Below are 25,510 nucleotides of genomic sequence, written 5' to 3' on the forward strand. Positions count from 1 at the left end.
ACACCTTGTCCGGGTGGCGGAATGGCAGACGCGCTAGCTTGAGGTGCTAGTGCCCTTTATCGGGCGTGGGGGTTCAAGTCCCCCCTCGGACACATGCTGATGGCCCACGGGCATCGCGAAAGTGCTGGTCGAGTCTCATCTCGGCCAGCACTTTGTGTTTCCCGGAGTCGTATGTGAGCCGCAGCCCCGGTTGCCGGTAGATCCCGGCCTTGTCCTCGGGCTCGGCCTGGCGCACCACGGCCTCCGGCGCCTCATCCCGGCCGGCGCCGGCCCCTTCCTCAGCGGCCGATGGAGGACCGTAGGCCGGTCTCGATGCCGGCCTGGTCCATGACCTGTCGTGCTGCCGTCGGCCAGTTGCCGCCGCTCACCTGGACGTAGAGGCCGACGGTGTTGCGGTTGTCGTAGATGTAGTTGCCTTCGATGACGGTGCGGGGACTCGCTGACAAGTTGTACCGGCCCCGGTTCCTGTAGTCCGTGCTGCCGCCAGGGTCGTTGGCTCCCCAGCCCCAGCCGACGTCGATGCCGTCGTAGGCGAGGTCGGAAACCTCGTTCTCCGCCGCGTCATGGACCTTCCAGCCGGTCCCGCAGCGCGCCGGATAGGACGGGGGCCTGCCCGGACCGCCCCCGCCAGGTGACGGTGTGACCGTTGCGCCCCGAGTCGGCGCAGGTGAGGGCCGCGGTGACGGCGGCCAGTGCCCTTCCTGCATGGCGGAACATGAGCATCCTCGGGAGCGAGAAGGTGAGGTGACGGTAGGCGGGTTGGGGAACGCCCACGCCGTGGGCGCAGGTGTCGCGCTGGTGTCGCCGGCCACGGTGGGCCCGGCGGCCTCGCCCCCTGGACTTCATGACGTCTCCTCGGTACCCGGCCCGTCGAATGGTGTGCGATAGGACGGCGGTCGGCTGCGCAGGTCGAGCCGGAGCGTCAGGCGGATCCGGGTGGAACGCGGCAGATCCACCCGCAGCCATGGGCCGTCGACTCGGACCATGGCGGATGTGACGACCGGCTGACCGTGGCCGTAGTCATGGAGACCGCCGATCCAGGTGGGGTTCTCGCACATGGTGTGGCGCACGGTGCGGATGCTGTGTTCGGCGAACGCCCCCGCCTGCACGATCACCGATCGCGCGCCGTCGGGGTCGAGATTGACCAGGTCGACCACCGTGGCCTCCGGGTCGACACAAGAGACCAGGGCCGCCACCGAGGGGGGCAAACCGGGGCGCCGGGCAACGGCGTCGTAGTACCGCACGCGTGCCTGCTGCAGTCCGCCGTTGTAGATGACCTGCGGCCCGCCCCAGGTCAGCTGGACCAGGGCCTCGGTGACCACCGGGTTCGACTGCTGCCACAGGTGGATGTCGGCCTCGGGCACGTCCGTGCCGCGGTAGCGCTCCATCCGGGCCAGCCGGTGGCGTACCTGGGCCTGCGCGGCGGCCAGGATCCGCTCCGGGTAGCCAGGGTCGTCGCCGGTGACGAAAGCGAACCACGGTTCCTCGTGCCCTGCCTCCTCCTTGCTCCGGAAGGGACGCACGGTACGCCAGTCGTACCCGCTGGCCGAGCGGAGCCGTTCGAGGCGTTCCCGGTCCGCGGCCGAGGCGGAGTGGTGCCACAGGGCGATCGGGACCGCCATCAGCATCGGGTTGTAGTCGAACCAGCCTCGGTCGGCGTACCGGAACGGCACGTGGAGCGTGGGGGTGAGCACGTCCTCGCAGAGCTGGACCGTCCACTTGGACTGGAGGCTGGAGTCCGCGTCCATGAAAGTCATGATCTTGCCCTGGGAGATGATCTCGTCCAGCGTGGGGCGGACCAGATCCAGGTAGGAGTCGTCGCCTGTGACGGCCGCGCCCGCCAGGGCCGCGATCATCGCGGCGTGCCCGACGCTGTACCAGCCGTGCGGCCAGGGCCAGCCGTAGTGCCCGCCGTACCAGCGACCGTCCAGCAGCCCGCCCACCGTGCCGTCCGGGGCGACGTTGTCGGGGAGGATCCCCCCGTGCATGGTTGCGCGGTCGCGCCAGGCGTCCACGTACTCGGCGATCCAGTCGCGATAGCGCGGATCACCGGTCAGTATCAGGGCGTTGAGGACGAGTCCGGAGGCGGCCAGGTTGACCGCGGTGTCTCCCGAGCCGATCCGCCGGCGCATGTCGTCGCCCAGTCGCGGGTCGCGGTCGAGCGGTGGGGCATCGGCGCCGGCCGGCAACGTCCACTCCAGAGGGAGGCCGTACATTCGGGCCTCCTGGGGAAGCCAGGGGTAGGCGTCGCCGTCGAAGAGCCCCTCGCGGTCGGGGTCGCTGCCATTGTGCGGTCGGCGGATGATGCGGTGTTCCGGGTCGTAGTTGCCGTGCCGCGGATCCACGTAGAGGTCCGCGAAGCGCCGTGCCCGCTGTTGCCAATGGCCGGGGGCGGCCATGCACAGGAAGTAGAACAGCAGCAGGCTCTCACCCTGGTGGAACCAGTCGTAGCCGCGCTCGTACTCGTCTTTGAGCATGCCCAGTTCGGTCAGCTGCCGGGTGACTCCCTCCCAGTGCCGCTCGGACTGGGCCAGCAGGTCCTCGTGCCCGCCGAGGAGGTAGAGCTGTGGCCAGTTGAAGAAGACCTCGTAGAAATCGTCCGCGCCGTCGCGCGAACTGAGTCCGCCGGTGTACCGCAGTCGCCCGTCGGAGTCGGTGAAATCGTCGGCGAACCGGCGCCAGGCCTGGTCGAGCAGGTCGAACAGGGCACGCTGCGCCGTCGACCAGCCCGGCGGTTCCAGGAGCGGTACCGAGGCCGTGACGACGGATTCCATCAGATCTCCATTCCGAGCAGGGTGGGACGGAACATGGCCGGGAGAGGGCGTGGCGCGGTGCGCGCGGTCGTACGGCGTACGGGTGGTTCAGCTCTTGGTGGCGCCGGCGAGCATGCCGGCCACCAGAAAGCGTTGCGAGAAGAGGAAGACGACCAACACGGGAGTGATCGCCAGCAGGGTGGCCAGCGCCAGTTCGGGACGCTGGACGGCGAGCGAGCCGACGGTCGGGTTGAACTGGGGGACCTCGTTCAGCAGCGTCCCCAGGCCCACCTGCACCGGGAACTGGTGGCTCTCGGGCAGCATGACGTACGGGAGGTAGTAGTTCGTCCAGTTGGCGACGAAGCTGAAGAAGCCGACCAGGGCGACCACCGGGGCGGCCGGCGGAAGGGCGATCCGGCGGAACACGTCGAGCTCCGAGCAGCCGTCGAGCCGCGCGGCGTCCAGCAGCTCCCGGGGCAGCGCCGTGCTGAAGTAGATGTAGGTCAGGTAGACGCCGAACGGGTAGAACGCGTACGGCAGGACGATCGACCACATCGAGCCGATCAGGTGAAACGCGTTGATCTCCAGGAACAACGGCACCACCAGCGTGGCGTTCGGCATGAGCATCACGACGAGGGTGGCGATCAGCAGCGTGTGACGACCGCGGAATTCCGTCATGGCGAGCCCGTACCCGGCGGGGACCGCGACGCCCAGGGTGATCACCAGGGCGAGGAACGAGTACAGCGCCGAGTTGCGCAGCCACCCGAAAACGGCGGCGTCCTGGTGCGCCACCAGCGCGTTCCAATTCGCCCGCAACGCGTGCCAGGAGCCGAAGGACAGGGGGTCGTCGTGCACCAGCTGGCTGTCGGTCTTCGTTGCTGCCAGCAGAAGCCACAGCGCGGGGAGCACGAAGAAGACCAGGAACAGCGGGAGTACGACGGTGGGTAGCGGATTGACCCGGCGGCGGGCGGTGCGGAGCCGACCGACACCTTCGTGTGCCATCACCGCGCGGGTCGGGACGGAAGCGGTGGGCCTCGTATCAGTCCGCATCGAAGAACCCCGATCGGGCGACGAAGACTCCCGCGACGGCCAACGCGGCCACCAGTAGCTCCATGGAGATGGCCGCCGCGATGTTGATGTTGTTGTTCTGGAAGGCGAAGTCGTACGACAACTGATTGAGCGAGTAGTCACGGCCGGCGACTCCGACGCTGGCCTGGGAGAGCAGTTGGGGCTCGAGGAACAGCTGGGTGCCCCCGGCGAAGGCGAGGATCACCATGTAGACGATCCATTTGCGCAGCAGGGGGATCTGGATCCGCCGCGCCGTCTGCCAGGGGCCCGCGCCGTCGATCCTCGCCGCTTCCAGGATGTCCGGCGAGATGTTGTCGAGCGCCCCGTACATGACGACGATCCATCCACCCGCGCCCGTCCAGAAGGCGATCAGGGTGAACAGGACGGGCAGGTGGGAGGGCGCGATGACCTGGCTGAAGGTCTGGAAGCCGGAGGCGCGCAGCAGGAATCCGATCGGGCTGACCGCCGGGTCGAGCAGGAACAGCCAGACCATGACACTCGCCGTGCCCGCGAGGGCCCCGGGGACGTAGTAGAGGAAGCGCAGGGCCCTGCTCACCCCCTGGGCCGCCAGCCGGTGCAGCAACAGCGCCAGTCCTACGACGAACAGGACCAGTGCCGCCACCCAGAAGACCAGGTACAGCGCCACGTGCTCGACGGCGGGGAAGAACCGGAAGTCCCCCGCGGCCGTCGCGAAGTTCGACAGGCCGACGAAAGTGCCGCCGGCATCGGTGAAGGCGAAGTAGACCGCGTAGCCGGTCGGCACCACGCCGAACGCGACCAGCAGCACCAGGTAGGCGGCGACAAAGCCGTGGCCGGTCCGGACGGACCACAGCGCTGTGCGCGCCAGCGGTGCGCGGCCCCGATCGGCTTCCCTGGCCGGCCCGCTCACCGGGTCACCTTGTACCCATCGACGCGTGCGTAGTTCACGATCGCGTTCTCCCAGGCCGGCAGCATCGAGACGATGCTCTTGCCCGCGGTCAGCCCAGGAGTGACCGTGGCCGCCCAGATGGCCTCCTGGCTGAACTGCCCGTAGCCCCAGCCGGGCCACACCTGGTTCGCCGCGGTCCGAACGGGCCGGGTGATGTCGCCCGCGTAGTAGCCGGAAGACGCCTGGCGGGCCAGCCAGGTCCTGGCGGCGGGAGCGTACGCGGGATAACCGGGGGCGGTCGTGCCCTGGTAGTCGTCCGAGGTGGCCACCCAGATGAGGAAGGCGGTCGCGGCCTTGAGGTGCGCGCTGTGCGCGGAGAGCAGCCAGGTGCCTCCCCCGACGTTGCCGACCGACGGCCGGGAGTCGCCGGACCACTGGGGCATCGGCGCGACGGCGATCTGGTGGGCGGGGGTCTTGAACGTTCCGCGGAACAGCGACCCGCCGTACCACGACGGGCCGGGCATCATGAGGATCTTGTCGGCGGCGTTCTTGCCGAAGTCCGAGCTGAACACGCTGCTCAGGGAGAGGGCCTTGTTCTTGACCAGAGTGTCCAGGAGCGAGGCCATCCGCTCGCAGCGCGGGCCGGTGGCGTCGACCGTGACCGCTTGTCGACCGGTGATGCGGTTGGCCCCGCACTTGCCCGCCCGCAGGTAGATCTCCGGGGTGAAGGCGTCACCCGCGGAGCCCACCAGGTAGCCGGGGTGTTCGGTGGCGACCTTCCGGCCCAGTGCCTCGTACTGCTCCCATGTCGTGGGGACCTGATAGCCCCACTTCTTCATCAGGACCGCGTTGTACCAGAGCACGGTCTGCGCCAGGTCGTTGCGCAGGCAGTAGAGCGTTCTGCCGGCGGTGCACGGATCGTTCGCCCCCTTCGCCCAGTTTGCGAGGGTGGAGTGGGGGATCAACCCCTTGTTCAACGGGGCGGTGAAGCCCGCTTGCACGGCCCAGGACGTCTCGTTGTTCTGCGAGCTGAAGGCCACGTCCGGCCAGCCGTGCCCGGTGCGGTTGAACAGGCTCACCTTGGTGCGCAGGTAGTTGGAGCCGTTGGCGTCCCCGTCGTAGGTGGCGATGTCCATCTTCACCGAGGGGTGCCTCTTCTGGTACAGCTTGGCGGCCGCCAGGCGCGAGGAGTCGACCCACACCGTTAACGCGCCGTCGGTCTGTTTCACCGGCCGGAAGCCGTCCTGGGCGCCGGTCGGGCCACCGCCACAGCCGGCCACGGCCATCAGGCCGAGCGCGCCGGCCGCGGCCAGAAGCCCTTTGGGCGTGCGGCCCCTTCCTGATCTCCTGGCGCCGACCGCGCGGACCTTCGCTGTCATGAGCGACTCCACTCAGTGTTCGTGTCAGCTGGCGGAAGAACGTGGCCTGTCAGGCGGACGGAACGCCGACTTGGTCACACATAAGAACCGCCCGCATGGGCGCCGTCAACGGGATGGGGGAGCCTATTTTCCAAACTTTTCGGCGCCGACAACTTCATGATGGAGCTTTACTGCCTCATTTATGGATAAATTGCTCCGCACGTCTCCGAGAATAAGTCGGACACATTTTTCAAATATGGCCAGGTATATGCTCTTCAAGCACAGGGCGCAGCCGAGCACCGGGCGTGTGGCCCCCCGTTGAAGGAGGAAAGCGGTTGGACGGACAGCCTGTACCGGCGACCGGCCACATGACGCCTTCGCAGCGGCGCCGTGCCGAGTCGACGGGCGCCTACCGCCCCGGGTACGAGCTCGTGGCCGAGCAGATCCTCGAGCTCATCGCCGAGTCGCAGTTGCAGCCGGGTGACCGGATGCCGACGGAGAACGAGCTGGCCTCACGTCTGGGCACGAGCCGCACGGTAGTGCGGGAGGCGGTGAAGATCCTCTCTGCGATCGGGCGGGTGCGCGCGCACAAGGGGCGCGGCCTCTACGTGACGGACGACGAGGGTCTACTGGGCTCCTCGCGCTGGGGAAGCTTCTTCCTGCCGACCGACCTGGAGCACGTCTACCAGCTCTTCGAATTCCGGCGAGTACAGGAAGCCGCGGCGAGCCGGTTGGCCGCCACCCGGGCGACCCCCGCCGAGTTGCGCGCCATCGAGACCGCGGCGGAGATGTGCCGGGAGGGGCACATGACGAGGCAGTGGACGTTGTTCGACCGCGGTGACGACGACTTCCACATCGGCATCGCCACCGCCTCACACAATCCGTTCCTCGTCGCGGCGGTACGCGAGGCGCGCCGGTTGCAGCGTCAATCCAGCACGATCGGACTGCACGGCACGGTCGGCGGCCATGCCGCGGAAGCCGTGGAGGAACACGCCTCGATCTGCCGGGCCATCAGGGACGGCGATCCGGAGGCGGCGGCTCGGGCCGCCACGGCTCATCTCGACAACACGCTCGAGGACTACCGGCGTGAGATCCAGCGCCGGGTCTTCGGCTGACATCCCCTCCCGGTCGCGGCCGGCGGGTCGGTATCCCTCTCGTCACCGAAAGGGTTGACAAACCTCAGGGCCCCTCTACGATCCTGGCCTACCGAGAGTACGACCAATGTTCGGCATATCGAAAATCATGCTGCTTGTGGGCTCCGTAGGCCGCGTGCGCAGACTTCAGAGCTGAATTTGTCATGCGCATGCTCAGATCGACGTCCACGACGTGGCCGCTCACCGCACCATCGTCGACACGTCCCTCCGGGAGGAGAGTCATGCAGCCTTCGTCAGCATTTCCGTCGGAGCCACGGCCCCGCAGGCGGCATTCGCCCGTGGCTGTTGCCGCACGCTCGGCGCTGATGTCGATCGCGGTGCTGGCGACCGTGTCCACCTGGCCGATGCCGGCGTCGGCGGCCGGCACCGCGCCGTGCGACATCTACGCCTCGGGCGGAACCCCGTGTGTGGCCGCGCACAGCACGGTCCGCGCGCTCTACGGGTCCTACGGGGGCAACCTGTACCAGGTCAGGCGTTCGTCGGACAGCGCCACCCGGGACATCGGCGTCCTCGGTGCCGGCGGCGTCGCCAACGCCGCGGCCCAGGACTCGTTCTGTTCCGGCACCACCTGCGTGATAACCGTCGTCTATGACCAGTCCGGTCGCGGAAACGACCTGTGGTATCAGGGATCCAGGCAGGTCCCCGGCTCGAGCCAGAGCAGCCCCGCGAAGGCGACTTCCGAGTCCCTGACCGCCGGCGGCAGCAAGGCCTACTCCCTGTACATCAACCCCGGCAACAGCTACTGGCGCGACGGCCACGCCACCGGCATCCCCACCGGCAGCAGCCCCGAGGGCATGTACATGGTGACGAGTGGCGCGCACGTGAACAACGGCTGTTGCTTCGACTACGGCAACAGCGAGACCACGCGGAAGGCGGATGCTGCCGGCGCCATGGATGCCATCAACTTCAGCACTTCGTGCTGGTTCGGCGGATGCTCCGGCCGCGGCCCGTGGGTCCAGGCGGACCTCGAATGGGGCCTGTACCCGGGTGGAAGCCAGTCCTGGAATCCCAAACAGCGGGCCTTCACCAGCAAGTTCGTCACCGCCACCCTGAAGAACAACGGCACCTCCCGCTTCGCCATCAAGGGCAGCGATGCCCAGTCCGGCAGCCTGACCACCCTGTGGGACGGCGCCCTGCCGGGCGGCTACAGCCCCATGAAGAAGCAGGGCGCCATCGTCCTGGGCAGCGGGGGCGACTGCTGCAAGCCCGGCGGCGGCGCCAACCTCAGCGCCGGCACCTTCTACGAGGGCGCCATGGTCGCGGGCTATCCGTCCGACCAGACGGAGAACGCCGTCCAGGCCAACGTGGTCGCCGCCGGCTACCGCTGACCCGCCCGTTCCGACTCGAGGCCGGCCGCCGCCCTCGTCCTGATCGCGGCGGGGACCCTCTCGGCTGTCAACCCTCTGCGTCAGCCAGTGCCTTTGGAGCCGACCATGACCCATGCCCGACCGCTTTCGCCGGCGTTACCGCTTTCGGCCGGCAGGAGACTCAGACGAGCAGTCGCCTGGATAGTGGGCCTCGTGCTCGCTTTCGCCGCCCCCGCCGCCGTCCAGCCCACCGCGGCAAGGGCGGACAACCCGATCGTGCAGACCATCTACACCGCCGACCCCGCGCCGCTGGTCCACAACGGCCGGGTGTACCTCTACACCGGGCACGACGAGGACAACTCCACCAACTACACCATGAAGGAATGGCGGGTGTGGTCCTCCGACGACATGGTCAACTGGACCGATCACGGCTCCCCGCTCGACCTGTCCTCCTTCAGCTGGGCATCCTCCAACGCCTGGGCGGGACAGGCCGTCTACCGCAACGGCAAGTTCTACTGGTACGTGCCGATGACGGACCGGGCGACCGGGCGGATGGCCATCGGCGTGGCGGTGGCCGACAGCCCCACCGGACCGTTCCGGGACGCCCTCGGCCATCCGCTGGTGGAGAACGGCCAGTTCGACCCGACGGTCTTCATCGACGACGACGGCCAGGCATACCTGTACTGGGGCAACCCGGACCTGTGGTACGTCAAGCTGAACGCGGACATGACCTCCTACTCGGGCAGCCCCACCAAGATCCCGCTCACCACCGCGGGCTTCGGTACCCGTACGGGAGACGCCAACCGGCCCACCCTGTTCGAAGAAGGGCCCTGGGTCTACAAGCGGGGCGGCCTGTACTACATCGTCTTCGCGGCCAAGTGCTGCTCGGAGTTCATCGCCTATTCGACCGCCCCCGGCCCGACCGGGCCGTGGACCTACAGGGGCACGGTCATGCCCACACAGGGTGGCAGCTTCACCAATCACCCGGGGATCACCGACTTCAAGGGAGGTTCCTACTTCTTCTACCACAACGGCGCCCTCCCGGGCGGGAGCGGCTACACGCGCTCGGTCGCCGTGGAGAAGTTCTCCTACAAGTCCGACGGCACGATCCCGACGATCAACATGACCAACGCGGGGGCGCCTCAGGTCGGCACGCTCAATCCGTACACACGTCAGGAAGCCGAGACGATGGCCTGGGAGTCGGGAGTCGAGACCGAGCCGTCCGGCGAGGGAGGAATGAACGTCGGATACATCGACAACGGCGACTCCATCAAGGTCAAGGGCGTCGGGTTCGGTGCGGGTGCGTCGTCCTTCACGGCACGCGTGGCCTCGACGGTCGACGGCAGCGCCGTCGAACTGCGCCTGGGCGGCCCCAGCGGGACCGTGGCGGGCCGGTGCAGTGTGCCGAACACCGGTGGGTGGCAGACCTGGACGACGGTGTCCTGTCCGGTCAGCGGCGCGACGGGCACCCAGGACCTGTATCTGAGGTTCACCGGCGGCAGTGGCTATCTGCTCAACATGAACTGGTGGCAGTTCACCGCCGCCTCCGCCGCCACAGCTTCGAAGTAGCGCCGCGCTCCAAGGTGCTTCCCCACCCGCTACGGGACCGACAGGAGCGGCATCCGTGCTCGGGCCGGAGCCCGGCCCGTACCACCGCAAGTGATCGCTCACAGGCTCAGGCGACTGAGCTTGGCAACCACATCACCCCCACTATCCGCAACCAGGAGTCATCGATGTCGATGCGACGGCGTACCTTCCTCGGCACGGCCGCAGCGGCCGGCGTGGGCTTATCCGCGCTCGGCGGCACAGCGGTCGCCGCCACCCCGACACCCCGGACGGCCTCTCCTCGGCAGGCGCCCACCCAGAAGTTCGCCATCGGGGTACGGCAGTACAACTGGTCCCGCGGCGGGCGCCAGCTCCTCACCAAGATCTTCTACCCGGCCGCCACCGGCAACCCGGGCGGCAACCCCATCCCGGACGCCCCCATCGCAGGCGGCGTCTTCCCCATCGCCGAGTGGAGCCACGGCATGGGGTGCAACTCCGACTGCTACTCCTCGCAGACCCACGACTTGGCCGCCGCCGGCTTCATCTGTCCCGCTCCCTCGTTCTCCGACAACACCAACATCGGCAGCGTCTACAACGGCAACTGGTCGAAGGACGTCTCCGAGGTCCTCACCCGGACACTGGCGCTGAACAGCGCGTCGGGCAGCCCGTTCGCCGGGCACATCGACACCAGGGCCGGTGTCGGCGTCTCCGGCCACTCGATGGGCGGGATGACCACCCACGGCCTGCTCACCGCCTGGCCGGACAACCGCATCGTCGCCGCCGTCCCGGTCGCCTGCGTGGACATGGGCAACCCCGCCGGCCTCCACGCCAAGGTGCTGTTCATCCACGGCAGCAACGACGGGACCTGCAACATCAACTCGGCGCGGCAGGCGTACAACGAACTCCCCGCGCCGAAGGCCTTCCTCACGCAGAACGGTGCCGACCACGGTTCGTTCCTGACTCCGCAATACCCGTACTACGCCCAGACGGAGAACACCTTCCTGGACTGGTTCCGCTGGGGCCTGTACGGCGACAACGCCGCTCGTGACCGCCTCCGGGGCGACGCCACCAGCAACGGAACTTCCTGGGTCACGGCCCTGTGACAGCGATGAACGACGACTCGCCCTGCCCGCTGCCACAGCCGTAGCGGCAAGGCAGCCCGCCCCCGGCGGTTTGGAACCGCGGCTACGCCGACGTCAGCACCGTCGTGAGGGGCGTGAGCCGTGGGGTATCGGTCCGAATACCCCCTCGGACACCATCGCGAATGAAGCGGGCTGGGACTCGACGTCCACAGCCCGCTTCTTCGTGTGCAGGTACTGACCAGAGGCGTCCGCTGGTTCGGTCAGCGCCTTTTATGCTTCTCGGGCGGAATTTCGAAAAGTTTCGGAACGCCTATGTGTCCAATGCGCGCACGCGGAGACGTCGTGAACGTGGTCGGGTTTCGCTTCTGCCGTTGGGTCTGCCGGCCCGATGGCGGGCTACCGCGTCGTTGTTGGCGCACCTGACCGAGCAGTAAGCTCGGCGCCCATTGCGTGAGGTGTCCACGAAAGCGAGTTCGCAGACGCTTCGCGCGCATCGGCCGAGTCGCGTGGGAGAAGCCGAGCAGACGACGTACGACAGGCCGGTCGCGGTGACTGCCTTGATGTGGGCGGCTGGATCGGAACCCGGGGCGCTGTAGTGCATGTGCGGCGTGCCGTCGTGGAGCGAGATGTGCGGTGTGCTGGCGACTTCCGCCAGGAGTGCGTTGATCCTCTCGCATCGTTCGTCCAGCGATTGATCACCGAAGCAGCGGGCCAGCCGCCGGCTCCACTCCCATATCTCCACCGTCTGCGGCGGCGTCAGTGCCCGGTTCACGACGCCGTGTGCGGCCAGGATCTGCTCCAGTTCGTGGGGGGTCCAGAGAGCAGTGCTGTTGACGAGATCCGCGGCGAGTCGCGCTGCCTCACCGCCGTAAGGGTTGAATTGCATAGCGGAAGTAAAGCACCCTCGTTTGCGGGCCGACGAGCCATTACTCGACGAGTGATGGGCGTCGGTTCGGCACGTGCCGGAGACCACCGACCGAAGTAGGTGTCAACACAGCACATGTCCGTTCTCGCGCAGGAACACACCGGTCAGTTCATCGAGCAGTCCGTGGAGAAACTGGCTGCCTCGGTTCACTCGAGCGAAGCACTGAACAACGCGTTCTACTCCCGCTGGATGGGCGGGCCGCTGACGTACCCCGAAGTCAGCGTGTTCGCCGAGCAGTATCTGGCGCGCACGGTCAACACCAGCGTCATGGTCGCCCTGTCGGTGCTCAACACCAGCGACCTGGACGCACGCGTCGAGTGCGTGAAGAACCTCTACTCCGAGTACGGCAACGGCGACCCGTCGAAGGCCCACCTCGTACTGCTGGAGGCCTTCCTCAGTGACCTGCTGAGCCGGCTCAAGGGGGCACCGGTGTCCGCCGAGGAGGTGCGGAACGCGCCGGCACTGCCCACCACGCAGGCGTTCAGCTCCGGACAGCGCGCGCTGTTCGAATCCGATGACCAGCGCACGGTGCAGGGTGCCCTGCTGGCGCAGGAGCACCTCGCCTACTCGATGCTCACGCGCCTGTACGAGGGGGTGCGCAACTACAAGAGCGTCTATGAGACGGACGACGACTTCCACGAGGCCTGTGAGTACTTCTACGTGCACATCGGGGAAGCCGAGAAGGACCACAAGATCCAGGCCGTGATCTCCGCGGCCGCGGTGTGCCGGAACGAGGACGACCTGGCGGTGGTGACCGAGGGCTTCACGCGCTTCGTGGACCTCACCGCCGACTACTGGCGCGGTGTCGCGTCGGAGATGACTCGGCGGGCTGCAGCAGCCTGACCGAACGGGTAACGGGGAGCACGGAGCTGCCTTGAAAGCGGGACAGGCACATCGCGACCGTATGATTCCTCCGCTGCTGGTGCTGGCACAGATCAGCAGCCTGCAGATCGGATCGGCGGTCGCCAAAAGCGCCTACGACGAGGCGGGAGCCACGGCCCTGGCCGGTATGCGGCTGCTCTTCTCCTCCGTCATCGTGTGGGCGCTCGTCCGCCCCCGCCTGCGTGCGATGGCGAGCCGCCAATGGCGGGCCGCCATCGCACTGGGGGTGGTATTCGCGATCATGAACGTCGCCTATTTCCAGGCGATCCGGTATTTGCCGATCGGCGTCGCCTCGACCATAGAGCTCTTGGGCCCTGTGGTGCTGGCCATCGCCATGTCACGGCACTGGCGGGACCTGGCGGGCGCCCTGATGGCTCTGGCGGGTGTCTTGCTGCTCGCCTCTCCCGGAGCCGCTCTCCCCGTAACCGGCCTGCTGCTGGGGGCTCTGGCCGCCACGTGCCGCGCGGCCTATGTCGTTCTCAACCGTCGAGTAGGGCTCCTCTTCGACGATTGGAGCGGACTGGCCGTCGCGCTGGCTGTCGGCTCCTGCTTGCTGACCCCGGTCGCGGCCGTCACGCACGGGGCCGCGATCGCACGGCATCCGCATCTTCTGCTCATCGGCCTGCTCGTGGCCCTCCTCTCCTCATTGATCCCCTACTCCCTGGACATGACGGCGCTGCGGCGCATCGACGTGCGGGCGTTCGGCATTCTGCTGGCGATGAGCCCTGCCGTCGGCGCGGGCGTGGGTTTCGTTCTGCTCGGCGAGCACATCACGGTGCGTCAATGCGCCGCCATCGCACTGGTCATCGTCGCCAGTGCGTGGTCGGTCAGCTCCTCCGGGGGCAAGGCCGGCAAGGCCGACCGCGCGCCGACGGGGTCCACCGAGTCGAGATCCGCCACGCCCAAGGCATGACGTCTCCGCGGTAGGCCGGTGATGGACCAGGGTCCACCCAACCGAGAGGGACTGAGTCTTATGGACGTCACCACGGCGATGCTGACGCGTCGTAGTGAGCACCACCTGGACGATCCGGCCCCCACCGACGAGGAATTCGCCTACCTGCTGAAGGTGGCCGCGACAGCCCCGGACCACGGCCTGCTCCGTCCGTGGCGTTGGATACTCATCCGAGGCGATGACCGCGACGAGCTCGGAGCCTGCTTCGCCGAAGAAGCCCCCGCGGAACGCCGCTCCCAGGCGGTGGCCAAGCCCCAGCGTGCCCCGCTGCTGGCATCGCTGGTGTTCACCCCGGCCCAAGGGCACCGAGTTCCCGAATGGGAGCAGCTCGCGGCGACCAGCGCCATGACCCACTCGCTGATTCTGCTGCTGCACTCGAGGGGCTTCGGCAGCATCTGGCGGACCGGGGCCGCCATACGCTCGCCGCGGGTACGGCAGTTGCTGGGCCTGCGGGACGAGGAGGAGCTTCTGGGCTGGCTGTACATCGGCACGGCGACGGCCCGCACCTCCGGGTCACGCCGCCGCTCGTTGTGCGATGTGTCCAGCCGGCTCAGCCGTCTGTCTCCGCCGCGGCGGGCCGCGATCTGACGCGCGTCATCCCCGCGATGTAATGGTTGAAGCGTCTTAGGCCATTGCGTCAGCGTGGCTGTATGGATGACACCGGTATCGATCGCTGCCCCGCCTGCTGGTCGCCGGTCTCGGGCAGCGCGGAGTGGGTCCTGCTGTCCCAGCACGAGACCTCCGAAGGCGACATCGAGTACTGCCAGTCGGCCTGTGGATGTGTGGTTCTCCTCTTGGGCGGCGATCTGCTGAAGACCGTCCCCACGGGTGCCGGCCTCGGTCACCGACCCATGGGCCGGGGCTGACCGCTGCCCATTTCGAGTCTGGGCAGATTCGATGTCGCATTTCGGCATGGCTCGTTGAATCTAGCCAACGGAACGTGGAAATGGTTGACGATATGGAGCCCTCTCTCGTAGGGTTTTGATATCCGGCCAATGAAGCGCAATGCCTCGATTCTTTGCACCGCTGATTGGCTCGAGGTGTCGCCGCGTCAATTACTGACCGAGCCGGCGGATCTCATTCTGGAGGTTGGGAATGCCCACCGTTGTGATCGAAGAGGAATTCGACCTTGATCTGAACGTCGAAGCGCTGGAGGGAGCGGTCCAGACCTCGCGCGCCACCAGCATCACCTTCTGCTGGGTCAGCTGTGGCGGGTTCTGTTTCGACGGTGAGTGAATAGCGTGTCGGGCGGGGTGCTGAGCCCCGCCCGACACCGGGATGTCCATCAACCGTGGCAGCCGGTGCGGCACAGAAGGGATGGGGAGGGCTGTGGCCTCGCAAGAGGGCGAAAGTCCGTCATTCGAATGTTCTGGGCCGGTTTTGCTGCGTGCTGCCGCCTTGCCGTCGCCGCCAGGCAGTGCGGAGTATTCGGCGGGTGAATCCGAAGGAGCCTCTTCGCCACGGCCGGCCGGTCCGGACGACGAAGTGGGAATGCGGGAACGCGTGGCGGAACTGGCGTCGATTCCCGAATTCATGACCGCGGTCCACCTCGCGAGCCCCAGCCTGGCGGCTGACGTTCTCCGCGTGGTTGAAGGGCAACCGGTTCGGCGCAAGGTGCTGCGGCGCGTCACTGTCTCGCTCACCAAATACCACCTGCGGATGACGCAGCGCCCCACGCCCTTCGGCATGTTCGCCGGTGTCGCCCTCGCGGATCTCGGGCGGCGTCCGCGGTTGAGCATCGGCCGTGAACACCGGGGTGTGAGCCGGCCGGACGCCGAATGGCTGCACGAGGTCCTGACGTCCATCCTCACGGTGCGGCCCGTACTGAGGCGCACTCGCCTCCTGGCCAACAATCTGCACACGGTGCGCGACGGGAGGCTCGTACTCGTCGACTTCCACAGCGGTTCCGGGCAGGAGTTCGCCCCCTCGGTCCGCTACACGTCTGTGGTCCGTGCGGTCCTGAGGGCGGCAGGGGAGCCCGCGGCCTGGCCGCATGTGCTGAAGACGGTACGTGATCAGTTCCCGCAGGCCACCGAGGAAGCGGTCGAGCGTTGTCTCGAGCAACTCGTGGGCAGCCATTTCCTCCTCACCGATCTCGCGCCTCCGCCTGACTGCGGCGACCCCCTCGGATATCTCCTGGACCGGCTCGACGGACTCGACCACCCCATCGTCGGGGAACTGCGCGGGGTCCAGGAGGCGCTGGACGCGCTCGATGCCGGGGAGCCAGGAGCCCGCCATACCGCCTTGCTCGCCGCCAGAGCCCGGATGCGGGCGCTCGCCTCGGTCGAACACCCCCTTCAGTGCGATCTGCTCTTCGACGCCCGCGTCACCCTCCCCCCGGAAGTAGGGGAAGAGGTGGCCGGTGTCGCGGACGCGCTGTGGAGGCTCGCGCCCGAGCATCCCGGTGACGAGCGCATGCGTGCCTACCACGGACGCTTCCTTGAACGGTACGGAACCGACAGGACCGTCCCCGTACTGGAGCTCCTCGATGAGGTGCGTGGTCTTGGCCTGCCACGAGCCGAGGAGGGTGGCACCACCGCGCCCGGCGCGGGCGCCGCGACCAGGCGGGACCGGCTGCTCGGCGAGCTGCTCTGCGACGCCATGCGCCGCGGCACACAGGAGATCGTCCTCGATGACGCGGCCGTGCGACGGCTCTCCGCCGATGGCCGCGGCCGGGTTCCGCGATCCGCGGACATCGGTGCTGAAGTGGTGGCCGCGAGCTGGGAGGAGTTGTGCGCGGGCGACTTCCGTCTCGTACTGGGGCTGAGTCCTGTCTCCTCCATGGCCGGGGCGGCCTTCGGGCGTTTCATGTCCGTACTCGGCGCGCCCGCGGAGGCCCGCGTACGGGAACTGGTCGACAGCGCCGAGGCCATGGACGACACCGGGGAGCCGGCCGCGATGGTCGCCTTCCGGCCCTCGGTGGTTCGCTCGGCGAACGTGACCACCGTTCCGCAGTGGCTGCCGCACAGGATCCCCCTCGGAGTGGGCCCCGCCGTGACACCCGCCGCACAGGACGTGAGCCTGGAGCGGCTCGGAGTCCGGGCCACCCTCGACCGCCTGGAACTCGTGTGGACGGCGACCGGGCAGCGGGTGCGCCCGGTGACGTACTCCATGATCAATCCGCAGAGCGGCCATGTGCCGAACGTGGCCCGTTTCCTGATCGAACTGGGCCGGCAGGAAGAGCGATCGCTCGGAGGCTGGAGCTGGGGCAGGTGGTCGACGGCGCCCGCGCTGCCCCGTGTGAGGTACGGCCGGTCGATACTCTGCCCCGCGCACTGGGCGCCGGACGAGGAGCTGTCCGCCGCGTCATCCGCGTGCGACGCGTCCCAGTGGGCAGCTCACGTGGACCGGTGGCGGGAGCAGTGGGGCGTCCCCCGGCACGTCCTTCTGGGCAAGGGGGACATCCGCATCGCTGTGGACCTCGACGACCCACTCCACCTTCTTGTCCTCCGTGGCGAACTGCGCAGCGGATCCGGCCTGGTCGTCATCGAGCGCTTCGGAGGCGCTCCCGGCAACGACTGGTTCCGCGGCCAGGGCGGATCGCACGCCTGTGAATTCGTCTTTCCCGTGCTGAGGAGGGGGCACCAGGCCAAGAAGGATCCCCGCGGCCGCGACCCACAGGTGCGACGCGAGACGGCACCGGCAGGTGCCCCGGCACCGCATGGCGTGTCCCGCCACTTGCCCGGCGGCGAATGGTTGTACGCGAAGCTCTATGTCCCCGAACGTCATCAGCTCGCAGTGCTCACCCGCCACCTCCCCCAACTGATGGCCGGCACCTCGGACCCTCTCACCGACACCTGGTTCTTCATTCGCTACGCCGACCCCGAGCCTCATCTGCGCCTTCGGTTCCACGGCAAGCCGAAGGCGCTGTGGGGGGAGCTGTTGCCCGAGCTGCGTTCCTGGGCGGCGGAGCTGGGCGACGCCGGACTCCTGTCCCGGCTGACCCTCGACACGTACGAGCCCGAGGTCCATCGCTATGGCGGAGCGGAAGCCATCGTCCGTGCCGAGCGGGTCTTCCACGCCGACAGCCTGACTGTGCTGCATCAACTCGCGCCCGGGGGAGGCCCGTTGGCGGACCTTCCCGATGTGTCGCAGGCGGCCCTGGGTGTCCTGGACATCCTGACGCACCTCTGCGGTACGACCTCCGAGGTGCTCCATCAACTCGGCGGCGCGCCGATCATGGCCCTGCGTGGTCGCGTAGGAAGACCGGAGAAGCAGTCGCTGAGCACGCTGCTGGACGAGCACGGCAGAGCGCGGACGTCCGTGGTCGGCGAGCGCTGGCAACAACGCCGCGCGGCTCTCCTCGATTTCCGTGACCTCCTGCGGAAAACACAAGGAGGAGACATAGGGATGAGTTTGGCCCACATGCACTGCAACCGGTTACTCGGCGTCGACCGGGAAAGGGAAACGCTGGTCTATGCGACAGCCCGCGAATCCCTCGCTCTGCGGCTCGACAGAATGCGGCACGGCCGGTGATCGACTCGCCCGCTTCCGTTCCCGCGGGGGACCGCGGAAGCCCTCTGCCCGGAGGGCCCACAGGCGGCGCGCACGACGAGGCGGTGGGTGCCTCTCACGCTGTGGCCGAGCGGCTGCGTGTGCCCCAAGAGGTCGACCGGCTCACCCGGCAAGCACGCGCCCGGATCCCCTCCGACGTCCTGTTCCCCCCATGGAATCCCGCACAGTTGCTGCTTGGGCACACCGGTATCGCCATGCTCTACAGCCGCCTCGCCCTGGACGACGCCGGCTGGGGAAAGACGGTGCACGCTCATCTCTCGGCGGCCCTCCCGTCCGTCACGGCGGACACCGTCGGCGATGTGCTTCTCTCCGCATCCCTGCACGCCCAAGCGCACGGCGGATACAGCAATTTACTGGACCGTGCCGCGACGGCGCACGCGTCCGCCATGCGTGCCTCTTGTGACCGGATCGGCCGACGGCTGCGCGAAAAGGGACCGGGACTGGCGTATGGGGAGTACGACCTCGTCGGCGGGCTCGCTCGCGGCGGACGCGGCCTCATGGCCGGCGCCGACCTGGGGCACGCGGAGTCCGCGGACGCCTTGCGGGACGTGCTCGGCCTCCTGGTGGACGTGGCGCGCCCGGTACAGGTCCACGGGGAGCGGGTACCGGGTTGGTGGACGGACCCGGGACTGGACTGGATATCGGAAGCCGACCGAGCCGCCTATCCGCTCGGGGAGTTCAACCTCGGCATCGCGCACGGCGTCTGCGGACCCCTGTCGCTACTGGCGCTGGCACACCAGGCCGGACACGACGTCCCGCACATGGTGGACGCCATGCGCACCATGGCCGACTGGGTGATGCGGAAACGCGTTGCCGGAGAGCAGGGCACGTACTGGCCCGGCCGCGTCGCATTCGAGGACGAGACCGGCCGGTCCCCGAGCCCAGCGGTATCGGTCACGCCGAGATCGGACTGGTGCTACGGGGCCGCTGGTGTGGCGCGGACGCTGCATCTGGCCGGGCGGGCGCTCGGCGACCCCGAGCTGACCGAGGTGAGCGTCGACGCGATGCGGTCCGTCTTCCAACGGCCCCACGGAAGTACCGCGATGCCGGATGCCACGTTCTGCCACGGCCGGGCCGGTGTCCTGCTGACGGCGGTGCGGATGGCGGCGGACACGGGGCATCCGGAATTGTGGCAAGGGGCCGACCGCCTGTCCGCGGAACTCGCCCGGGGCTTCGACCCCACCACCGCGTTCGGCTATCGATATCCGCTGTCTCCAGCCGCCGACGCCCATGCGGTTGACGAGCCCGGGCTTCTTCAAGGCGCGGCTGGTGTGGCCCTGACGTTGCTCTCCTACGCTGATGCCCGCCGCGGGAGGCCCACGGGCTCCAGCACGTGGGACACGGCACTTCTCATGGTGTGACCGGGCTCGCCGAGCCGCTGGTGCGTTCGGGGCAGGGGCGTGCACTCCGTGCTGGGCGAGGATGCGCGGGCCGCTGTCAGGAACGCCTTGAGCCGAGGCGCCGTACGACGGTCGCGGTGAGGGCCGCGGCGGTGGCGGCGGTGGCGGCCGTGGTGGCCCAGCGGGCCGTGGGGGAGGGCGGGGTGGGGCGTTCGGCCAGGCGTTCGGGGTGGTCGGTGGGGAGGGGGCGGTCCAGGGCCAGGGCCAGGGCTTCGGCCAGGTGGAGGGCCCGGCGGCCGGTGCCGCCCTGCTCGATCTGGGTGCGGCAGCTGAAGCCGTCCGCGAGGAGCAGGCTGCCGGGCGCGGCGGCGCGGACGGCGGGCAGGACGCCCTGTTCGGCGATGGCCATGGAGATCTCGTGGTGGCCGCGTTCGAAGCCGAAGTTTCCGGCGAGGCCGCAGCAGCCCTCGTCGAGGACGTCGGTGACGAGATGGGCGCGGCGCATGAGCTCGCGGTCCGGGTCGTCCTTCATGACGGCGTGCTGGTGGCAGTGGGTCTGGACGACGGCCTGCCGGGTGAGGGCGGGCGGCTGCCAGCCGTCGGGGGCGTGGTGGACGAGGTGTTCGGCGAAGGTGCGGAACTGGGCGGTCAGCCGCCGCATGTCCTGGTCGGCGGGCATCAGTTCGGGGGCGTCGGCGCGGAACACGGCGGTGCAGGAGGGTTCGAGACCGATGACGGGGGTGCCCGCTTCGATGTAGGGCCGCAGGGTCCGGAGGGTGCGGCGCAGCACCTTCTTCGCGGTGGCCAGCTGGCCGGTGGAGATCCAGGTCAGGCCGCAGCAGACCGGGGCGGTCGGTACGGCGACGCGGAAGCCCGCGTCTTCCAGTACGCGCACGGCCGAGGTGGCGACCGAGGGGTGGAAGTAGGTGCTGAAGGTGTCCGGCCAGAGCACCACGGTGCGCGGGTCGGCCGGGTCCGGCTCTCCGTCGGGGCCGGCGGGGCGGGCGCGCCACCACTGGAGGAAGGACTGCCGGGCGAACAGGGGCGCCGGGCGGGCGCCGTCCACTCCGGCCAGCCGTTTGCCGAGGCGGGCCAGGCCCGGCGCCTGGGTCGCCGCGTCGACCAGGGGCGGCGCGATACGGGACAGCCGGGCCCACAGCGGGAGCCAGCCCATGGAGTAGTGCGCGGCGGGGCGCGGGCGGCCCGCGTAGTGGTGGGCGAGGAACTCGGCCTTGTATGTCGCCATGTCGACACCGGTCGGGCAGTCCGACTTGCAGCCCTTGCACGCCAGGCACAGGTCGAGGGCGTCGCGGACCTCTGTGGAGCGCCAGCCGTCGGTGATGGCGGAGTCCGGGTGGCCGTCGAGCATTTCGAACAGCAGCCGCGCCCGGCCGCGCGTGGAGTGTTCCTCCTCCTGGGTGGCCCGGTACGACGGGCACATCACACCGCCGTGGTGGCCACGGCAGTTGCCGATGCCGACGCAGCGCATGACGGCGCGGGTGAAGGAGTGTTCGTCGTCGGGGTAGCCGAATTCGGTGGCGGGGGTGGACGGCCGCCACCCCGGGCCCAGCCGCAGCTGGCCGTCGACCGGGTTCGGGTCGGCGACCTTGCCGGGGTTCATCCGGTTGTCCGGGTCGAACAGCGCCTTGACCTCGCCGAACGCGGTCACCAGGCGTTCGCCGAACATGCGGGTCAGCAGCTCGCCCCGGGCCTGCCCGTCCCCGTGTTCGCCGGAGAGGGAGCCGCCGTAGGAGGTCACCAGGTCGGCGGCGCGTTCCAGGAAGCGGCGGAAGTCGGTCACGCCGTCGGCGGTCTTCAGCCCGAACGGGATACGGGTGTGCACACAGCCCTGCCCGAAGTGCCCGTACAGCGAGGGGTGGTCGTAGCCGAACTCCCCGAACAGCTCCTTCAGATCGCGGAGGTAGTCGCCCAGGCGCTCGGGCGGGACGGCGGAGTCCTCCCAGCCCTCCCATGTCTCCCGGTCGTCCGGCGGGCGCGCGGTCACGCCGAGGCCCGCCTCCCGGGCCCTGAGCATGCGCTCCTCGCGCTGGGGGTTGTCGGAGAAGGCCACGGTGGTGTCCTTCTCGTCCCGCCCCACCGCGTGCAGCAGCGCGTACGCCTGCTCGTCGACGTCCCGTTCGCTGTCCCCGCTGAACTGCACCAGCAGCCAACTCTCCCCGCCGGGAAGGGAGTTGAGCGATTCGAGGTACGCGTGCTCCTCGCGCATCAGCTGGGCCATCCGCCCGTCCAGGGCCTCCAGCGCGCTGGGCGCGCAGCGTTCCAGGAGTCGGGGCACATCGTCGGCGGCGGCGCAGATGTCGTCGTAGCCGAGCACCAGCAGCGACTGGTACGGCGGTACGGGCACCAGGTCCACCTCCGCGCGCAGCACCGTGACCAGCGTGCCCTCGCTGCCCACCAGGGCGCGGGCCAGGTCGAACCCGTTCTCCGGCAGCAGCGAGTCCAGGTTGTAGCCGGAGACGCGGCGCGGGATCTTCGGGTAGCCGCGGCGGATGTCCGCGAGGTATTCGGTGGCGATGCGGTCCAGCCCGTCGTAGATCTCGGCCCGGCGGCCGCCCTCCGCCGCGATCCGCGCCCGTTCGGCCTGGGACGTGGGCCCGACCCACATGCGGACGCCGTCGTAGGTGAGGATCTCCAGGCGGCGCACGTTGTCCACGGTCTTGCCGTAGGCCTGGGCCGAGGCCCCGCACGAGTTGTTGCCGATCATGCCGCCCAGGGCGCAGTGGCTGTGCGTGGCCGGCTTGGGGCCGAACTGCAGGTGGTGGTCGGCCAGTTGGCGGTTCAGCTCGTCCAGGACGAGCCCGGGTTCCACCACACAGGTGCGTGCGTCGGGGTCGACCGAGATCAGGGCGTCGCAGTACTTGCTCCAGTCGATGACCACGGCGGTGTTCGTGGTCTGCCCGGCGAGGCTGGTGCCCCCGCCCCGCGACAGGACGGGCGCGCCGAAGCGGGCGCACACGCCCACCGCCCGCGCGCCGTCCTCCACGCTGCGGGGGACGACGACGCCTATGGGCACCTGACGGTAGTTGGACCCGTCGGTGGCGTACGCGCCCCGGCTGCCCGCGTCGAACCGGACCTCGGCGTCCACCTCATCGCGCAGTGCCTGCTCCAGTCCGCTCACCTGAGCCACGGCGTCCTCCTCGGTAGCGGTAGTGCCGCACGAAGCACTCGACAGGAGTAGCCCACGGGTGGGGTGGGTAAACCTGGCGGCCATCCGTCCCCTCGCCGCTCAGGCATGCATGGGGCGCCGTGGGGCAGGGCACCCGGCCGCCGGTCGGCGCACGCGATACGAGGGAGGACACCACGATGAGTGGAGAGAAGAAGGGCGCCCGTACGGCGGCCGAGGAGATCGAGGAAGAGATCACCGAGGCCGAGACCAGGGTGACCGGCGGCGAGGAAGGCAGCGGATACGGCCAGTCGGGTGACGCGATGAGGCCCAGTACCGACGCTCAGGAGCAGAGCCGGGGAGAGAGCGACGAGGACGACGACCGGCAGTCACCGCCTCGGTGAACGAAAGCGGGCCCCGCGCGGCCCGGGCGGTCGGGGGACCGGGGCGCGCGGGGCCGGTGTGGTCGGCGGCTCAGCTGCCGATCCGCTTCTTCAGTAGCTGTTTGCCCAGCTCGGCGCCCTTGCGGCTGTCGGCCTGGGCCTTACGGAACAGGTCCGCGACCTCGGTGTCCTTCTCGCGCTCCGCGTCCTGGATGTACGTCTCCATCCGCAGCGCGTTGCTCAGGCATGCCTCGACGTACCAGACGAGGTTGTAGTCCTTGTCCTTGGTGCCCGTGGTCTCGCCGGTCTCGGTGGCGTGGGCCATGGCGGTGCCTCCTTAATCCGTGCGGTTTTCTCGGTGCGATTCCGTTTCCGCGGCCGGGTGCCCCTGAATGCCGGAGTGATTCGTCAAAGAATCCGCCCGTGGTCGAGCGAGGCCCAGAAGCGGGTGAGAGCGCGGGCGCCACGGGCGGGGTCGTGCGTCATCCACCAGTGGCCGAGCCCGTCGAGGAGCTCGACCCCGGCGCCGGCCCGGCGCGCGGCGCGGCGGCGCTGCTCGACGGTTCCGACCGCGTGGTCCTCGGTGGCGAGCAGGGTGAGTCCCGGCCGTTGCGACGCGCGTTCCAGGTCCCGGCCCAGCTCGGCCATCACCGGTTGCGCGGCGGAGGCGTAGAGCGCGAGCACGGCCCGGCCCATCGCCTCGTTCTGGCCGCGTGCGACCTGCCCGGCCACCGCCTCGTGCATCCCCCGCTCGACGAGCGTCGCGACCCGTTCGCCGAGGGGCGCGCCGAACCGCGCGGCCACATCGGCTTCTCCGGCTCCCGGCGTCTGCCACCGCTGGGCCGCCTCGTGCCAGACGTAGTCCGGTTCGAAGACCCCGATGGTGTCGCTGACCCAGCTGCGTACGAGGTCCGGGCGGCTCATCACCGCGTTCACGACGTGTCCGCCGCCCCAGTCGTGTCCCACCAGGTCGACGGGCTCGGCGAAGCGGGTCAGCTCGCCGATCAGCCAGTCGCGGTAGTCGGTGACGGTCGCGCCGAACCCGGCCGGCAGGGGTGCGCCGAACCCGGGCGGGGACAGGCACACCAGACGCGGGCGTGCCGCACCGGCGCGCTCCAGTTCGGGGAGCAGCCGGTCCCAGACCGCCGCCGTCTCGGGGTTGCCGTGCACGAAGACGACAGTCATCAGGCCAGTCCCTTCAGCGGTACGGTCGGCTGCAGGACCGATTCCACCAGCGCTTCGCTGCGGAAACGGGACGCCGCCTGGTATTCGGGGTCACGGATCATGTCGACGAACGCCTGTCGGTTCGGGTAGCGGACCAGTAACACCATGTCCCACTCCTGCCCGTCCTCGGCGACCAGCGCCCGCCCGCCGTCTCCCAGGTACTCCACCTGTACCCCGTATCGCGCGTTGATCGCCGGGCCGAGCGCCTCGGCGTAGCGCCGGTAGCTCTCGCGGCCGCCGTCCGGACGGAACCGCAGCAGGTTCAGCATCACGACGGGACCACCCGGATCCTCGGCCAGCAGGGTGTCCAGGGCGCGGTCGTCAATCTCGATCATCGGAAAACCTCCAGTCGGTCGACAGCCGGTCGACGCCTTGATCCTTGCCTACTTGTTGGTCGAATAACAAGTTTGTTGTAAGTTCCTCTTCATGACCACCACCCGCCGCACCCAGCAGCAGCGCCGTGACCAGGCCGAATCCGCGTTGCTCGACGCCGCCGCCGAACTGGTCGTGGAGCAGGGGGTGCGCTCGCTGACGCTGGCGCGCGTCAGCGAGCGCGCCGGATACAGCCGTGGTCTCGTCACCCACCACTTCGGGTCCAAGCAGTCGCTCCTCGAACGCCTGGCGCACGCGACCCAGGCCGGATTCGTCCCCGGGCTCGACGGCCTGCCGCCCGGTCTGGACCGTCTCCTGCGGCTGATCGACGGTTACGTCGGAGCGCTGGGCCGGGCGGGCGTGGCGCACCGGGCGTTTCTGCTGCTCTGGGCCGAGGCCGCCACGGCGCCGGAACTGGCCCCGATCTTCCGCGAGCGGGACGAGGCCTTCCGCGCCGATCTGCGCGACGACGTGGCCGCCGGGCTCGCCGACGGCACCATCCGGCCCGATGTCGTACCCGGCGAGGCCGCGGTCGCCATCGTCGGGCAACTTCGTGGCATCGGGCTGCAACGGCTGCTCGATCGCGAGGCCGTCGATACGGAACGGCTGCGGCATGCGGTCACCGAGCACTGGCGCCGGGCGCTGGCCCGGAACTGAT

Annotated in this window: 23 protein-coding genes, 1 tRNA gene and 1 pseudogene; 14 read left to right on the forward strand and 11 right to left on the reverse strand. The window is 69.1% G+C overall.

Annotated features, from left to right (window positions below):
- Nucleotides 1–7 precede the first annotated feature (7 nt).
- Nucleotides 8–92, forward strand: a tRNA-Leu gene (locus ACFZCY_RS20215).
- A 186-nt stretch (nt 93–278) separates the two neighbouring features.
- On the opposite strand, the gene ACFZCY_RS20220 is transcribed toward ACFZCY_RS20215, so the two are convergent.
- The 6 genes from ACFZCY_RS20220 to ACFZCY_RS20245 all read right to left on the reverse strand — a co-directional run bounded on the left by ACFZCY_RS20220 (nt 279) and on the right by ACFZCY_RS20245 (nt 6,068).
- On the reverse strand, nt 279–446 hold the full coding sequence (locus ACFZCY_RS20220; RefSeq protein ID WP_391174700.1) for a hypothetical protein: 168 nt from the start codon (nt 444–446) through the stop codon (nt 279–281).
- A 115-nt stretch (nt 447–561) separates the two neighbouring features.
- A complete protein-coding gene (locus tag ACFZCY_RS20225) occupies nt 562–717 on the reverse strand; it encodes a hypothetical protein (RefSeq protein ID WP_391174702.1) in 156 nt (51 codons plus the stop codon).
- A gap of 125 nt (nt 718–842) precedes the next feature.
- Complete coding sequence (locus ACFZCY_RS20230; protein ID WP_391174705.1) at nt 843–2,774, reverse strand: hypothetical protein; 1,932 nt, start codon at nt 2,772–2,774, stop codon at nt 843–845.
- A gap of 87 nt (nt 2,775–2,861) precedes the next feature.
- Nucleotides 2,862–3,755, reverse strand: a complete 894-nt coding sequence (locus ACFZCY_RS20235; protein ID WP_391174708.1) for an ABC transporter permease subunit — start codon at nt 3,753–3,755, stop codon at nt 2,862–2,864.
- 37 nt (nt 3,756–3,792) lie between these two features.
- Nucleotides 3,793–4,668, reverse strand: a complete 876-nt coding sequence (locus tag ACFZCY_RS20240; RefSeq protein WP_391175912.1) for an ABC transporter permease subunit — start codon at nt 4,666–4,668, stop codon at nt 3,793–3,795.
- Nucleotides 4,669–4,706: 38 nt separating this feature from the next.
- Nucleotides 4,707–6,068: an extracellular solute-binding protein gene (locus ACFZCY_RS20245; RefSeq protein ID WP_391174712.1), complete on the reverse strand. Its 1,362-nt coding sequence runs from the start codon at nt 6,066–6,068 to the stop codon at nt 4,707–4,709.
- Nucleotides 6,069–6,415: 347 nt separating this feature from the next.
- Between ACFZCY_RS20245 and ACFZCY_RS20250 the strand changes: the two genes are divergently transcribed.
- The 4 genes and pseudogenes from ACFZCY_RS20250 (at nt 6,416) to ACFZCY_RS20265 (ending at nt 11,156) form a co-directional block, all read left to right on the forward strand.
- The gene (locus tag ACFZCY_RS20250) at nt 6,416–7,162 is read left to right on the forward strand and encodes an FCD domain-containing protein (RefSeq protein WP_391175915.1); all 747 of its coding nucleotides are present in this window, start codon (nt 6,416–6,418) and stop codon (nt 7,160–7,162) included.
- Between the two features lie 401 nt (nt 7,163–7,563).
- Nucleotides 7,564–8,529: pseudogene (locus ACFZCY_RS20255) on the forward strand (arabinofuranosidase catalytic domain-containing protein); the annotation flags it as partial.
- A 183-nt stretch (nt 8,530–8,712) separates the two neighbouring features.
- Nucleotides 8,713–10,077 carry a family 43 glycosylhydrolase gene (locus ACFZCY_RS20260; RefSeq protein ID WP_391174715.1) on the forward strand — a complete coding sequence of 455 codons (1,365 nt, stop codon included), beginning with the start codon at nt 8,713–8,715 and terminating at the stop codon, nt 10,075–10,077.
- Between the two features lie 164 nt (nt 10,078–10,241).
- A complete protein-coding gene (locus tag ACFZCY_RS20265; RefSeq protein WP_391174717.1) occupies nt 10,242–11,156 on the forward strand; it encodes an alpha/beta hydrolase family protein in 915 nt (304 codons plus the stop codon).
- Between the two features lie 289 nt (nt 11,157–11,445).
- Here ACFZCY_RS20265 and ACFZCY_RS20270 read toward each other — a convergent pair whose 3' ends face one another.
- Entirely contained in the window at nt 11,446–12,021 is a 576-nt protein-coding gene (locus ACFZCY_RS20270) for a CGNR zinc finger domain-containing protein (protein WP_391174720.1), read from the reverse strand.
- A 114-nt stretch (nt 12,022–12,135) separates the two neighbouring features.
- Between ACFZCY_RS20270 and ACFZCY_RS20275 the strand changes: the two genes are divergently transcribed.
- The 7 genes from ACFZCY_RS20275 (at nt 12,136) to ACFZCY_RS20305 (ending at nt 19,770) form a co-directional block, all read left to right on the forward strand.
- Nucleotides 12,136–12,903, forward strand: coding sequence for an iron-containing redox enzyme family protein (locus ACFZCY_RS20275; RefSeq protein WP_391174723.1), 768 nt, complete (start codon nt 12,136–12,138; stop codon nt 12,901–12,903).
- A 79-nt stretch (nt 12,904–12,982) separates the two neighbouring features.
- Complete coding sequence (locus tag ACFZCY_RS20280) at nt 12,983–13,855, forward strand: EamA family transporter (RefSeq protein WP_391174726.1); 873 nt, start codon at nt 12,983–12,985, stop codon at nt 13,853–13,855.
- A gap of 60 nt (nt 13,856–13,915) precedes the next feature.
- Complete coding sequence (locus ACFZCY_RS20285; protein WP_391174729.1) at nt 13,916–14,482, forward strand: nitroreductase family protein; 567 nt, start codon at nt 13,916–13,918, stop codon at nt 14,480–14,482.
- A 62-nt stretch (nt 14,483–14,544) separates the two neighbouring features.
- Complete coding sequence (locus ACFZCY_RS20290; protein ID WP_391174731.1) at nt 14,545–14,760, forward strand: hypothetical protein; 216 nt, start codon at nt 14,545–14,547, stop codon at nt 14,758–14,760.
- A 229-nt stretch (nt 14,761–14,989) separates the two neighbouring features.
- A complete protein-coding gene (locus ACFZCY_RS20295) occupies nt 14,990–15,130 on the forward strand; it encodes an FDLD family class I lanthipeptide (protein WP_358626763.1) in 141 nt (46 codons plus the stop codon).
- 297 nt (nt 15,131–15,427) lie between these two features.
- Entirely contained in the window at nt 15,428–18,370 is a 2,943-nt protein-coding gene (locus ACFZCY_RS20300; protein ID WP_391175918.1) for a thiopeptide-type bacteriocin biosynthesis protein, read from the forward strand.
- A gap of 83 nt (nt 18,371–18,453) precedes the next feature.
- Complete coding sequence (locus ACFZCY_RS20305; RefSeq protein ID WP_391174735.1) at nt 18,454–19,770, forward strand: lanthionine synthetase LanC family protein; 1,317 nt, start codon at nt 18,454–18,456, stop codon at nt 19,768–19,770.
- A gap of 76 nt (nt 19,771–19,846) precedes the next feature.
- Here ACFZCY_RS20305 and ACFZCY_RS20310 read toward each other — a convergent pair whose 3' ends face one another.
- Entirely contained in the window at nt 19,847–22,888 is a 3,042-nt protein-coding gene (locus ACFZCY_RS20310) for an FAD-linked oxidase C-terminal domain-containing protein (protein ID WP_391175922.1), read from the reverse strand.
- A gap of 185 nt (nt 22,889–23,073) precedes the next feature.
- Between ACFZCY_RS20310 and ACFZCY_RS20315 the strand changes: the two genes are divergently transcribed.
- On the forward strand, nt 23,074–23,277 hold the full coding sequence (locus ACFZCY_RS20315) for a hypothetical protein (protein ID WP_391174738.1): 204 nt from the start codon (nt 23,074–23,076) through the stop codon (nt 23,275–23,277).
- A 70-nt stretch (nt 23,278–23,347) separates the two neighbouring features.
- Here ACFZCY_RS20315 and ACFZCY_RS20320 read toward each other — a convergent pair whose 3' ends face one another.
- The 3 genes from ACFZCY_RS20320 to ACFZCY_RS20330 all read right to left on the reverse strand — a co-directional run bounded on the left by ACFZCY_RS20320 (nt 23,348) and on the right by ACFZCY_RS20330 (nt 24,815).
- Nucleotides 23,348–23,581, reverse strand: coding sequence for a hypothetical protein (locus tag ACFZCY_RS20320; protein ID WP_391174740.1), 234 nt, complete (start codon nt 23,579–23,581; stop codon nt 23,348–23,350).
- Nucleotides 23,582–23,664: 83 nt separating this feature from the next.
- A complete protein-coding gene (locus ACFZCY_RS20325; RefSeq protein ID WP_391174743.1) occupies nt 23,665–24,441 on the reverse strand; it encodes an alpha/beta fold hydrolase in 777 nt (258 codons plus the stop codon).
- Nucleotides 24,441–24,815: a DUF1330 domain-containing protein gene (locus ACFZCY_RS20330; protein ID WP_391174745.1), complete on the reverse strand. Its 375-nt coding sequence runs from the start codon at nt 24,813–24,815 to the stop codon at nt 24,441–24,443. Before ACFZCY_RS20330 ends, ACFZCY_RS20325 begins: the two co-directional genes overlap by 1 nt.
- 91 nt (nt 24,816–24,906) lie before the next feature.
- Here ACFZCY_RS20330 and ACFZCY_RS20335 point away from each other — a divergent pair, with 91 nt between their 5' ends.
- Nucleotides 24,907–25,509: a TetR family transcriptional regulator gene (locus tag ACFZCY_RS20335; RefSeq protein WP_391174748.1), complete on the forward strand. Its 603-nt coding sequence runs from the start codon at nt 24,907–24,909 to the stop codon at nt 25,507–25,509.
- The last annotated feature ends 1 nt before the right edge of the window (nt 25,510 follow it).

Origin of the sequence: Streptomyces sp. NPDC007983 (assembly GCF_042958345.1) — a bacterium.
Taxonomy (GTDB): Bacteria; Actinomycetota; Actinomycetes; order Streptomycetales; family Streptomycetaceae; genus Streptomyces.